10 protein-coding genes are annotated in these 12,063 nt (G+C 70.6%); 6 read left to right on the plus strand and 4 right to left on the minus strand.

Annotated elements, in window-relative coordinates:
- Positions 1-90 precede the first annotated feature (90 nt).
- From FZ033_RS12745 to cydC, 6 genes are all read left to right on the plus strand, one after another.
- Positions 91-876: a bestrophin-like domain gene (locus FZ033_RS12745; protein WP_149576515.1), complete on the plus strand. Its 786-nt coding sequence runs from the start codon at positions 91-93 to the stop codon at positions 874-876.
- A gap of 199 nt (positions 877-1,075) precedes the next feature.
- Entirely contained in the window at positions 1,076-1,786 is a 711-nt protein-coding gene (locus tag FZ033_RS12750) for a thioesterase II family protein (protein ID WP_149576516.1), read from the plus strand.
- A gap of 54 nt (positions 1,787-1,840) precedes the next feature.
- Complete coding sequence (locus FZ033_RS12755; RefSeq protein ID WP_188079461.1) at positions 1,841-2,578, plus strand: 4'-phosphopantetheinyl transferase family protein; 738 nt, start codon at positions 1,841-1,843, stop codon at positions 2,576-2,578.
- A gap of 253 nt (positions 2,579-2,831) precedes the next feature.
- Positions 2,832-4,850, plus strand: a complete 2,019-nt coding sequence (locus tag FZ033_RS24325) for an ABC transporter ATP-binding protein/permease (RefSeq protein ID WP_232847465.1) — start codon at positions 2,832-2,834, stop codon at positions 4,848-4,850.
- The gene (locus FZ033_RS24540) at positions 4,847-4,981 is read left to right on the plus strand and encodes a hypothetical protein (protein ID WP_269149864.1); all 135 of its coding nucleotides are present in this window, start codon (positions 4,847-4,849) and stop codon (positions 4,979-4,981) included. Before FZ033_RS24325 ends, FZ033_RS24540 begins: the two co-directional genes overlap by 4 nt.
- Positions 4,978-6,690 (plus strand): thiol reductant ABC exporter subunit CydC, encoded by a 1,713-nt coding sequence (gene cydC / locus FZ033_RS12770; RefSeq protein WP_149576518.1) that lies wholly within the window; start codon positions 4,978-4,980, stop codon positions 6,688-6,690. The genes FZ033_RS24540 and cydC overlap by 4 nt, the downstream gene beginning before the upstream one ends.
- Here cydC and clcA read toward each other — a convergent pair.
- From clcA to FZ033_RS12785, 4 genes are all read right to left on the minus strand, one after another.
- Positions 6,687-8,066: a H(+)/Cl(-) exchange transporter ClcA gene (clcA, locus tag FZ033_RS12775; RefSeq protein ID WP_149576519.1), complete on the minus strand. Its 1,380-nt coding sequence runs from the start codon at positions 8,064-8,066 to the stop codon at positions 6,687-6,689. The genes cydC and clcA overlap by 4 nt on opposite strands.
- 85 nt (positions 8,067-8,151) lie before the next feature.
- Positions 8,152-9,900, minus strand: a complete 1,749-nt coding sequence (locus FZ033_RS12780; protein ID WP_232847466.1) for an ABC transporter ATP-binding protein/permease — start codon at positions 9,898-9,900, stop codon at positions 8,152-8,154.
- A gap of 201 nt (positions 9,901-10,101) precedes the next feature.
- Positions 10,102-10,314, minus strand: a complete 213-nt coding sequence (locus FZ033_RS24045) for an alkylphosphonate utilization protein (protein WP_012114481.1) — start codon at positions 10,312-10,314, stop codon at positions 10,102-10,104.
- The gene (locus FZ033_RS12785; RefSeq protein WP_188079462.1) at positions 10,315-11,943 is read right to left on the minus strand and encodes an acyl-CoA synthetase; all 1,629 of its coding nucleotides are present in this window, start codon (positions 11,941-11,943) and stop codon (positions 10,315-10,317) included. It lies immediately after the preceding gene.
- Between the last annotated feature and the right edge of the window lie 120 nt (positions 11,944-12,063).

Here is a 12,063-nt window from a genome sequence, read left to right on the forward strand (position 1 = left end):
GGATGGGGTTCCGCTTTCGCGCCTGGGGCCTTTATAAGGGCGACCGCCCGTGCATGGGCCGGCGTGTGACAGTCAGGAAGCCGAGCCCCAATGAGTTCCATTCTGGCGAGCCTGCTCGCGCTCTTCGCCATCTGCGGCAGCGCGGTTATCGGCCTCTGGCTGGCCCCCAAGCTGCCGGAGCACCACCTGACCGGGGAAACCGGCACCGCCGTGTCGGTGTCCATGGCGGTGGTGGGCACGCTGGCGGCCCTGGTGCTGGGGCTGATGGTGAACAGCGCCTCGTCCTCCTTCAGCGCCCGCACCACCGCCATCGAGGCGCTGGCCGCCGACATCATCAAGCTCAACCGCGTGCTGATCGGCTACGGCGCCGAGACCGCCGGGATCCGCGACGCGCTCGCCATCTATGCCCGCGCCAAGGCGGACGAGATTTCCAAGCCGGCCTCCACCACCGACGAGGTCGGGGTGACCACCCTGCACGAGTTGGAAGCCCTCAACGACGAGGTGCTGCGGCTGGAGCCGAAGACCGACCGCGAGCGCCACATCCAGGCCCGCGCCATCAGCATCCTGGAAAACATGGTGGATGCGCGCTGGATGCTGGTGGAGAAGTCCAAGATGGTGATGCCCGCCCCGTTCTTCGTGATGCTGGTGGCGTGGCTGTCGCTGCTGTTCGCGAGCTTCGGCCTGTTCGCGCCGCGCAACGCCACCGTCATGTCCTTCCTGCTGCTCGGCGCCTCCGCCATCGCCGGGTGCGTGTTCATCATCCTGGAACTGGGGGCGCCCTCCCAGGGGCTGATCCGGCCCTCGGCCGAGCCGCTCTACCAGGTGGTGAAGGAACTCCAGATCACCATCGTGCGACCCGTCCACGCGCCGGCCTGAACCGCGCCCGGACGGCAGGGTGGCACCAAGGTAAGGCATGCTGCCCTTGTCGCGCCGAAATCCTGCCGCAACGCAGCAAAGAGCCTTGAGCGGCCTGGCTTTTCACGCTTACTCTCGGCGTGAGGGGCACGCCATGCAGATGATCCGACACGTCCGTTCCGTGATGCGCCGCAGCACCGGCATCGGGAGGGCTTGAGCCATGCGGCTGGTCTGCCTGCCCCATGCCGGCGCCTCGGCGGCGCTGTTCCGTCCCTGGAAGGTCACGCTCTCCGGCATCGCCACCGTGGACAGCCCGGAGCTGCCGGGGCGCGGCACCCGCTACGGCGCGCCCTTCGCCACCGACATCGCGGCGCTGGCGGACGATCTCGCCGATACGCTGGCGCAGCGCACCGTGCCGCTGGTGCTCTACGGCCATTCCATGGGCGCGCTGCTGGCCTTCGAGGTGGCGCGGTCGCTGGCCCGGCAGGGGGTGAGCGTGGCCGGGCTGGTGCTGTCGGGCCGCGCCGCGCCGCACCTGGACGGCCCGCCCCGCGCCCGCCACACCATGACCGACGCGGAACTGGTGGCCGAGCTGAGCGCCATCGGCGGCACCTCCAAGGAGGTGCTGGCCCAGCCGGACCTGCTCGCCATGACCCTGCCCGCCGTGCGCGCCGACTTCCGCATGGTGGACACTTACGCCTTCAAGCCCGGCCCGGCGCTGCCGGTGCCGGCCATCATCCTCGGCGGCGCGCAGGACGCGGCGACCCCGCCCGAGACTCTCCATGCCTGGAGCACGCTGATCAGCGGCCCGCTGGCGGTGGAAACGTGGCCTGGCGGCCATTTCTTCGTGCGCGACCAGGAAGCGCGGCTGCTCGCCCTGCTGGCCAAGGTCATCCCCGCCTGGCGCGCCGCCCGCGTCGCCGTCGGCTGAGCGGAACCGGCCACGCCCTTGAACACGCACCTCCACACCCTCACGTACCCGTCTGTGAAAACGTTTCCAGACCCCGCCGGCCTGCCGCTCCCCGGTCCCGGTGACAGCCTCGTGGTGCTGGCGCGGGTGGCGGAGCTTGCGGCGTGGCCCGGCTTCGGTTTCGCCCTGCCGGAAGCGGAGGAGGCGCGCATCGCCCGTCTCCTGAAGGCGGAAGACCGCGCCGTCCGCCGCGCCGCCTGGCAGCTCGCGCGCCTGCTGCTGGGCGCGGCGCTGGGATGCGCCCCTGCCGCCGTGCCGGTGACGCGCGCGCTGAACGGCCGGCCCCAGCTCGATGGGGCGGGCGCGGCTCAGCTCGATCTGGATTTCAACCTCGCCCATTGCTCCGGCGCGGTGGCGGTGGGGGTTGCGCGCGGCGGTCGCATCGGCGTGGATGTGGAAGACCCGCGCCCGCTGGATGTGTGGACGGACATCGCCCGCGACATGTTCGATCCCGCCGATCACGCCTCCTGGCGCGCGGTGCCGAAGGAGGCCCGCGCCGCTGCCGCCCTCGCCGTGTGGTGCGGCAAGGAAGCGGTGCTCAAGGCGACAGGGGAGGGCCTCGCCGGCGACCCGCGCACGGTGAAGCTGGTGCCATCCGGCGCGCCGTCCGCCGTCCAGCGCGGGGAGCGGCGCCTGCTGCTGGCGGCCGGGCCGGCGCTGGCCCCCACCGGCTTCGCCTGTGCGGTGGAGAGCGATCGCCCGCCCGCCATCTTCGTGCTCGCCCCGGACGGCTGGCGAACGGCGGGTCTCTGAGACTGGCCGCGAGCCGGGCGGGATATCACCCGCTGTGCAGGAGTCTTGAGCCGCAATCTTGCGCTTACGTTCCGGCTCGGCGCTCCGGCTTCGCCGTTGCTGGTCCGGGCTGCATGTGCGGGCTTCGCAGGCAACCGGCCCCTCTCCCGTCGATCAAGCGGATGTGCCCCCGGCCGCCAACCTGTCGCGTTGGGACCGTTCCACCGCCGTGCTATGCGAGCCAACCGGGGCAGTGCGCGGGAGATCACCAGCCGTGAGCGACGCCAACGCGCGCGACGACAAGCGCCTGTCCGCCTTCCTCTCCCGGCTGCGCGCCCCGGCGCGGCGGGACCTGTCCCGCGCCTATGTCTTCGCCTTCGTCGCGGGCCTGTGCGTCATCGCCCAGGCCGCGCTGGCGGCGCGGCTGGTGGACCAGGTCGTCTTCGGCCACCGGCCGCTGACGCAGGCCGGCGCCGAAATCGCCGGCTTCCTTGGCGCCGTCGTCCTGCGGGCGTTGTGCGGCTGGGCGGCGGAGCGGGCAGGGTTCGCCGCCGCGGCGCGGGTGATGCGCACCCTGCGGGCCGACCTGCTGGACCATGTGGCGCGCCTTGGCCCCGCCGGCCTCTCCGCCCTGCGGACGGGGGAGAGCGTGGCCGCGCTCTCCGCCGGCATCCGGGCGGTGGAGCCTTATTACACGCGCTACCTGCCCGCCTCCATGATGGCGGTGGTGCTGCCGCTGGCCATCCTCGTGGCGGTGTTCCCCCTCGATTGGGTGTCGGGCCTCATCTTCCTCGCCACCGCCCCGATCATACCGCTGTTCATGATCCTCATCGGCAAGGGGGCGGAGGCGCTGAACCAGCGCCAGTGGCGCGCCCTTGCCCGTATGTCCGGCCACCTGCTGGACGCGGTGCAGGGCCTCGCCACGCTGAAGGCCTTCAACGCCACGGCGCGCATGGCGCAGCGGGTGGCCGAGGTGGCCGACACCTATCGCCGCGACACCATGGCGGTGCTGCGGGTCGCTTTCCTGTCGTCGCTGGTGCTGGAATTCTTCGCCACCGTCTCCATCGCGCTGGCCGCCATCTTCATCGGCTTCCGGCTGCTGTGGGGCGGCATGGATTTCTTCAACGGCCTGTTCATCCTGCTGCTGGCGCCGGAATTCTACCAGCCGCTGCGGGCCATGGGCACGGCCTACCACGCCAAGATGGAAGCCATCGGCGCCGCCGAGCGCATCATGGCCTTCGCCGATGCCCCCGCCCTCGCCGAGCCGGGCGGCAGCGGGGCCGTGCCGGGGGGGATGGCAGGTAATGGCTTGAATGACCGAGGCGTCGACCGGGCACAGGCGGAAACCCTCTCCCGCTTGCGGGGGAGGGCAGGGAGGGGGCAGAGCGGCTTGGATGATGCCGACGCTGGGCGTTCTTCCTCGGCGGCCCGCCCCCGCCCCAACCCTCCCCCGCAAGCGGGAGAGGGGGCGGACGGGGTTTCCGGGCAGGCCGGGACGCCACCGGGAGGCCATGTCGAAAACGCCCTGGGCCATAGCTGCTCTTCTCCCATCACCCTGCGCTTCGAGGATGTCACCCTCACCTTTGCGGACGGGCGCCGCGCCCTTGATGGCATCACGCTGGATGTGCCCGCCGGCGCGCGGGTGGCGCTGGTGGGGGCGTCCGGCGCCGGCAAGTCCTCGCTGCTCCATCTGGCGCTGGGCTTCGTGCGGCCCACCTCCGGCCGGGTGCTGGTGAACGGCGTGCCCCTCGGGGACCTGAACATGGTCGACTGGCGCAAGCACATTGCCTATGCCGGCCAGCGCCCGCGCCTGTTCGCTGGGACGCTCGCCGACAATATCGCGCCGGGGGAGGCCGCCCCCGACCCGGCCCGCCTCACCGCCGCCCTGGAAGCGGCAGGCCTCGGCCCGGCGGTGGCGCGGCTGTCCGGCGGCCTCGCGGCGCGGGTCGGCGAGGGCGGCGCCGGCTTTTCGGGCGGCGAGGCCCACCGGCTGGCGCTCGCCCGCGCCTTCTATCGCGCCGCGCCGTTCGTCGCGCTGGACGAGCCCACCGCCCACCTCGACCGCGCCACCGAGGCCGAGGTGAATGCCGCCCTCTCCCGCCTGATGGCGGGCCGCACCGCCTTGTTCGCGGTCCATCGCCTGGCCCAGGCGGCGGAGGCGGACCTGGTGGCGGTGCTGGACGGAGGCCGCATCATCGAGCGCGGCCCGCCCGCCGACCTCCTCGCCCGAGGCGGGGCCTATGCCCGCCTCGCCCGCACCGGGCCGGGCGTGGCGGTGGAGGCGCCAGCATGAGCAGGGTCCTCCTCTCTCCAACGCTCCGGGAGGCGGCATTGCGCCCGCCCGCCGATCTCCTCGCCCAAGGCAGGGTCTACGCCCGCCTCGTGCGCATCTCTCCGGGCGTGGCCGTGGAGGCGCCAGCATGAGCACCTTCCTGCGGCTCACCGCCCTCATGCGCCGGGAGGCGGGCTGGATGGCGCTTGCCGTGCTGCTGTCGGCGGCCGCGAGCCTGTCCCATGTGGGGCTGATGGCAGCCTCGGGCTGGTTCATCACCGCCATGGCGGTGGCCGGCGCGGCGGGGGCGGCCATGAACCCCTTCACCGCCTCCGCCGCCATCCGCGCCTTCGCCATCACCCGCACGGGGGCGCGCTATGGCGAGCGGCTGGTGGGCCACGATGCCACCCTGCGCTTCCTCGCCCGGCTGCGGCCGTGGTTCTTCAGCCGGCTGGTGCCGCTCGCCCCAGCGGCACTGGAGGAGGAGCGCTCCGGCGATCTCCTCGCCCGCCTGCGCACCGATATCGACCGGCTGGAATTCGCCTTCCTGCGCATCCTTTCGCCGGTGCTGGCTGCGCTGGTGGTGGTCGCGGTGGCGGTGGCCTTCATGGCCGCCCATGACGGGGCCATCGCGCTGCTGCTGCTCGGAATGGCGGTCGTGGCCGGCGCCGGGGTGCCGGCGCTGGTGCATGCTCTGGGCGCCGGCGCCTCCCGCCGCCTCGCCGCCGGCACCGGGGCCTATGAGGCGGCGCTGGTGGATCATCTGGAAGGCGCAGCCGAGCTTGCCATCTACGATCCCGCCGGCCGCCACCGCCTGCTGATCGAGGCCCAGGGCGATGCCCTGCTGGCCGACGAGCAGCGCCTCGCCAGCCTTTCAGGTGCGGCCGGGTCCGGGGTGGGGCTGATGGCGCAAGTGGCGTTCCTCGGGGTGCTGCTGATGGGCGCCCCGGCGGTGCTCGGCGGCACGCTGCCGGCGTCCGACTGGGCCATGCTGTCGCTGGCCTCCCTCGCCGTGTTCGATGCCCTGGCGCCCCTGCCGCTGGCCATGCAGGCCCTGCCGGTGACGCTGGCCAGCGCCCGGCGGATCTTCGCTTTGGTGGACCGGCCGCCGCCGGTGAACGAGGCCGGCGCGCCGGCGCCACCGGAGGGAGCGCTGGCGTTCTCCGGCGTCGGCCTCACCTATCCCGGCGCTTCAGGACCGGCGCTCGCCAACATCGACCTCACGCTGGCGCCGGGCCGGCATGTGGCGGTGGTGGGCCCCAGCGGCTCCGGCAAGTCGAGCCTGATCGCCCTTGCTTTGCGCTTCCGCGCGCCGGACCACGGGCGCATCACCTATGGCGGCGTCCCGGTGGAGAGCATCGACGCCGATGCCCTGCGCCGCCGCCTCGGCGTGCTCCAGCAGGACGACCACCTGTTCGCCGACACGCTGATGGACAATCTGCGGGTGGCGGACCCGGATGCCTCGCCCGCGCGGTGCGCCGCCGCCTGCGCCACGGCGGGCATCCTCGGCTTTGTCGAAGCGCAGCCGTTGAAGTTCGAGACCTTCGTGGGCGCCCATGGCACCAGCCTGTCCGGCGGAGAGGCGCGGCGGCTGGCTTTCGCGCGCACCCTGCTGAAGGACGCACCGATGTTGATGTGTGACGAACCTCTTGAAGGTCTGGACGCAAACACCGCCCGGGAGGTGATGTCGGCGGTATTGGATGCCGCGCGCGGGCGCTCGCTCCTGCTGGTCACCCACAGCCTGGTCGGGCTGTCCCGCATGGACGAGATCGTGGTGCTGGAAGCCGGCCGCATCATCCGGCGCGGGCCACCGGAGGAGGTGCTGCCGTTTCTGGATAGCCCTGATTTGATAGAGGGTTAGGCCTTGGTCTTCCGCTCCCGCTCGTCCCAGCCGCCCAGTTCCTCATTGGGGAAGGGGGCGCCGGATCGCGGGGTTCCGGTGAGGCGCAGGGTGCGGTCGAGCAGCACCTCGTAGATGGGCTTGCCGCCCAGCGCCTCGGCCACGAGATTTGCGGTGACACAGGTCAAAATCACTGGAATGAGAAGGCCGTAAGCGCCGGTAAGTTCGGCCACCAGCACCATCCCCACCAGCGGCGCCCGCACCGTCGCGGAGAACAGCCCGCCCATGGCCGCGATCCCGAACGCCGCCACCGCATCCTGGGGCAGCGGCACCGCCAGCGCCAGGAGGGTCGCGAACAGCACCCCCACGGCGGTCGCCATTGCGAGGATCGGGGCGAAGATTCCGCCTGGGATTCCAGTGGAGTAGCTCGCCATGGTCATGACGAAGCGGATGATGACGATGCCCGCCAGCGTCAGCGCCGGCAGGCCGAGGCCGGGCAGGGACACGGCCAGCGTCTCGCCGCCGAAGGTCGCCTCCGGCCGCAGCAGGATGAGCGGCCCCACCGCCGCCCCCACCAGCACCGGCAAAAGATAGGGCGAGACCTTCAGCGCCAGCATCCGCGCCCCATCGAGGGAGGCCACCAGCACCCGGTTGAAGGCCACCCCCACCGCCCCCAGCACCGCCCCCAGAACCAGGAAGGCCGGCAGCAGCAGGAGCGGCATTTCCGGCACGTCCAGCTTCATGTCCGGCGCCGTTCCGCCGATGGCCTCGGCCATCACCGCGCTCGCCACCGAGCACAGGATGACGGCGCTATAGGTGCGCAGGCCATAGGGAAATTGGCGCCGCGTCTCCTCGATCACGAACAGGATGGCGGCCAGCGGGGCGTTGAAGGCAGCAGCCAGCCCGGCAGCGGCGCCTGCAGCGAGGAGGCCGCGGGTGTCCCGCGTGCCGAGCCCGGCCACGTCCGACAGGGCCTTGGTGACGGCGGCGCCCATGTGGATGGTCGGCCCCTCCCGCCCGGCCACCAGGCCCGAGCCCAGCGCCAGCACGCCGCCCACGAACTTCACCGGCAGCACCCGCTTCCAGCGCACCGGCCGCAGGCCTTCCAGAGCCCCCTCGATCTCCTGCACCCCCGACCCCGCTGCCTCGGGCGCGAAGGCGCGCACCAGGGCCACCGCCGCCGCCACCATCACCGCCGCCACCGCGGACATGGCGAGATAGAGCAAGGGGCCGTCGAGGTGGGTGCGCACCAGGTCCGGCCATCGGGAAAGCCCATCCACGACCATGTGGAAGACGGCGCCCACCCCGCCCACCACGAGCCCGGCCCCGGCGGCGAGGACGTAGTAAACGGCGTCTCGCGGCGTTCGGCGGGGATCGGCAGGCGCGGATGGCGTCACGCAAGGCCTCGGCGGCAAGAGAGGGAGCAAAGGTGCTCCCTTAAGGCTTACCGGAGGCAGGTGCGTGGGGGCAAGCGGCTCCGTCTCAGGTCGGGTGGAACACGGGGGCCGCGGCCGGCCGCAGCGTGCGCGGCGCCTCCTCGCCATGCAGGTGCAGCACCCGGTCGTGCAGGTCGGCGAGGGTGGAGCGGTGGCCGATGGAAATGAAGGTGGCGTGCGGCAGCCGGTCCTGCAGCAGGGCGTAGAGCGCCGCCTCGGACGGCTCGTCCAGCGCCGAGGTGGCCTCGTCCAGCAGCAGCACGTCGGGGGCGTCGAGCAGCGCGCGGGCGATGGCGAGGCGCTGCTGTTCCCCGAGGGACAGTTCGTGCGGCCACAGCGCCTGTTCCTCCAGCCGGCCGGTGAGGGCGGGCAGGCCGACAGCGGTGAGGATCTCGGCGAGGCGCTCCTTCGGCACCGTGTCCACCGGCCGCGGATAGGTGAGGGCGACGTCGAGCCGGCCCACGGGCACGTAGGGCTTCTGCGGCAGGACCAGCAGGCGCTGGTCTTCGTTGCGGTGCACCGTGCCCGATCCGAACGGCCAGATGCCAGCGATGGCGCGCAGCAGCGTGGTCTTGCCAGCGCCGGACGGGCCGGTGATCAGCACCCGCTCGCCGCGACCGATGGCGATCTCGCCGGTGCGGATGAGGGGGCCGCCGCCGGGCAGGCGCACGTCGAGGTCGCGCAGGGTGAGGCCGTGGGCGCCGGCCGCGCCCGTCGTGCCGAAGGCCGGCACGTCCGCGCCGATGCGGGCCTTTGTGATGGCGGCCTCGAAGCCGGTGAGGCGGTGCACCACCGAGGTCCACTCGGCCAGGGTGACGTAGCTCGAAATGAAGAAGGAGAAGGAGCCCTGTACCGAGCCGAAGGCGCTCGCCGTCTGCATCAATTGCCCGAGCTGGATCTGGCCGGCGAAATAGGCGGGGGCCACCACCACGTAAGGAAAGATGGTGGAAATCTGGTTGTAGCCGGCGGTGAACCAGGTGAGGCGCTTCTGCGCCTTCATGAGATCCACGAAATTACCGAAGATGCGGGAGAATCGGCCGTCGAGCTTGCGATCCTCGGCCGGTGAGCCGTTCAGCAGGGCGATCTGCTCGCCGTTCTCGCGCACCCGGACCAGATCGACGCGGAAGTCGGCCTCGTAGCGCTGCTGGTCGAAATTGAGCTTCACCAACGGCCGGCCGATGACATGGGCGATGAGCGTGCCCACCGCGGCATAGATCAGCGCCGCGAAGAACAGGTAGCCGGGAATATTGATCTCGTGCCCGAACAGCTTCAGTCCCAGCGGGCCGGACAGGTTCCAGAGGATGACGCTGAAGGACAGCAAAGAGACGACGGTGCCCAGCAGCCCCACGCCCACCGAGATGGTGCGGTTGACGAAGATCTGCACGTCCTCGGCGATGCGCTGGTCCGGGTTGTCGGCGGCATCTCCCGACAGGCGCAGGCGGTAGTGCACGTCGTCGGAGAGCCAGGCGTCGAGATAGCGCTTGGTGAGCCAGCGCCGCCAGCGGATCTCCAGTCCCTGCTTGAGGTAGACCTGGTACACCGCCACCACGATGGCGCCGGCGGCAAGGCCGCAGAACACCAGGATCTGTTTCTGGAACGCCGGGAAGTCCTTGTCCTGGATGGCGTTGTAGAAGGCCACGTTCCACTCGTTGAGCAGCACGGTGGCGAACACCCAGGCGAGTTCCAGGGCTATGACGGCGGCGAGCAGGCCGATGGCGGTCCACCGCTCCTCGCTCCTGAAATAGGGCATGGCGAGGCGGCGGATGTCGCCAATGAGGGTGAAAAGCGCGCGCACGAAGGACCTCTCCCGACACCAAGTGCGCGCAGCTTTGCCGGCTGGCGCATGACCGCACCATGGCCGCCGCATGAACGATTGGAAAGGTGCCGAAGGGGAAGTGGGCGTTGGTCGGGGCGACGCTGTGGCGCTGCGTTACAGACAGGATTGATCACTCTGTCTGTAACGCAGCGCCTGAATTCATGAAGCGCGCGAACGCGCTCAGGCCTTCTTCACGAACTCCGTGCGCAGCACGAGGCCCTTGACCTTCTCGACCTTGCAGTCGATTTCCTCCGGATCGTCGGTGAGGCGGATGCCCTTCACCAGCGTGCCCCGCTTCAAGGTGACGGACGTGCCCTTCACCTTGAGGTCCTTGATGAGGGTCACGTTGTCGCCATCCTTCAGGATGGCGCCGTTCGCGTCCTTGACGTCCACTCAGACCTCCTTGGCCATCTCGCGCAGCCGGAACTTCTGGATCTTGCCGGTCGATGTCTTCGGGATTTCCTCGAAGACGATGTGGCGCGGGCACTTATAAGCCGCCAGATGGGTCCGGCAATGGGCGATCAGTTCCTCCACCGTCGCGCTCGCGCCCTCGCGCAGCTCCACGAAGGCGACCGGCGTCTCGCCCCACTTCTCGTCGGGCTTGGCCACCACCGCCGCCGCGCTCACTGCCGGGTGCTTGTAGAGGGCGTCCTCCACCTCGATGGAGGAGATGTTCTCGCCGCCCGAGATGATGATGTCCTTGGAGCGGTCCTTCAGCTGGATGTAGCCGTCGGGATGCTTCACCCCGAGGTCGCCGGAATGGAACCAGCCGCCGGCGAACGCGGCGTCGGTGGCGGTGGGATTTTTGAGGTAGCCCTTCATCACCACGTTGCCGCGGAACATGACCTCGCCCAGCGTCTCGCCGTCGGCGGGCACCGGCACCATGGTTTCGGGATCCAGCACGTCGAGGGCTTCCAGCGCGCCGTAGCGCACGCCCTGCCGTGCCTTCTTGATGGCGCGATCCTGCGCGGGCAGGGCATCCCATTCGGCATGCCATTCGTTGACCACGGAGGGGCCATAGACCTCGGTGAGGCCGTAGACGTGCACGACGTTGAAGCCGGCCTCCTGCATGGCGGCAAGCACCGCCTCCGGCGGCGGGGCGGCGGCGGTGATGAATTCCACCTTGTGGGGCAGCGGCCGCTTGTCCGTCTCCGGCGTGTTGAGCAGCGTGGACATGACGATGGGGGCGCCGCACATGTGCGTCACCTTGTAGTCGGCGATGGCATCGAAGATGGGCTTGGCGCGCACCTGCCGCAGGCACACATGGGTGCCGCCCGCCAGCGTGATGGACCAGGGGAAACACCAGCCGTTGCAGTGGAACATGGGCAGCGTCCACAGATAGACCGGATGCTTGCCGAGGCTGCAGGTGACCACGTTGCCCACCGCGAGCAGGTGCGCGCCGCGATGGTGATAGACCACGCCCTTGGGGTCGCCGGTGGTGCCGGAGGTATAGTTGAGGGCGATGGCGTCCCATTCGTCGTCCGGCGTCTTCCAGGCGAAGTCGGCATCGCCGGTGGCCAGGAAATCCTCGTATTCGATGGTGCCGATGCGCTCGCCGTTGCCGGTGAATTCGGGGTCGTCATAGTCGATGACCACGGGCTTCGTTGTCGCCATAGCCAGGGCGGCCTTCATGACGGGCGAGAATTCCCGGTCGGTGATGAGCACCTTGGCCTCGCCGTGGTCGAGGGTGAAGGCGAGGATGGCGGCGTCGAGGCGGGTATTGAGGGAGTTGAGGATCGCGCCCGTCATGGGCACGCCGTAGTGCGCCTCCAGCATGGCCGGCGCGTTGGGGAGCATGACGGCGACCGTGTCGCCCTTGCCCACGCCGAGCTTGGCGAGGGCCGAGGCGAGCCGCCGGCTGCGGGCGTAGAAATCGCGATAATTGCGGGTGAGCGCGCCATGGATGATGGCAGTGTGGTCCGGGAACACGCCGGCGGCCCGCTCCAGGAAGCCGAGCGGGGTCAGCGGCTGGAAATTCGCGGGATTGCGGTCGAGATGCAGGTCATAGATGCCGCCGGCCATCGGTCCCCCCTTGGTGCAAGCTTTTGGGGCGCGGCGGTGTCGGCGCGCCCGAATTTGGGTTGTATTCGGGTCGCGACCGTAGCCGAGGCGGGCGATCCGGTGCAATCTCGCCAAAGCGAG

The sequence above is a fragment of the Xanthobacter oligotrophicus genome (assembly GCF_008364685.1).
GTDB classification, from domain to species: Bacteria; Pseudomonadota; Alphaproteobacteria; order Rhizobiales; family Xanthobacteraceae; genus Xanthobacter; species Xanthobacter oligotrophicus.

Bases quoted from the DNA above. Each gene is read 5' to 3' on its own strand.
- FZ033_RS12745 (WP_149576515.1), top strand. From the start codon at position 91: ATGAGTTCCATTCTGGCGAGCCTGCTCGCGCTCTTCGCCATCTGCGGC.
- FZ033_RS12750 (WP_149576516.1), top strand. From the start codon at position 1,076: ATGCGGCTGGTCTGCCTGCCCCATGCCGGCGCCTCGGCGGCGCTGTTC.
- FZ033_RS24540 (WP_269149864.1), top strand. From the start codon at position 4,847: ATGAGCAGGGTCCTCCTCTCTCCAACGCTCCGGGAGGCGGCATTGCGC.
- cydC (WP_149576518.1), top strand. From the start codon at position 4,978: ATGAGCACCTTCCTGCGGCTCACCGCCCTCATGCGCCGGGAGGCGGGC.
- FZ033_RS12785 (WP_188079462.1), bottom strand. From the start codon at position 11,943: ATGGCCGGCGGCATCTATGACCTGCATCTCGACCGCAATCCCGCGAAT.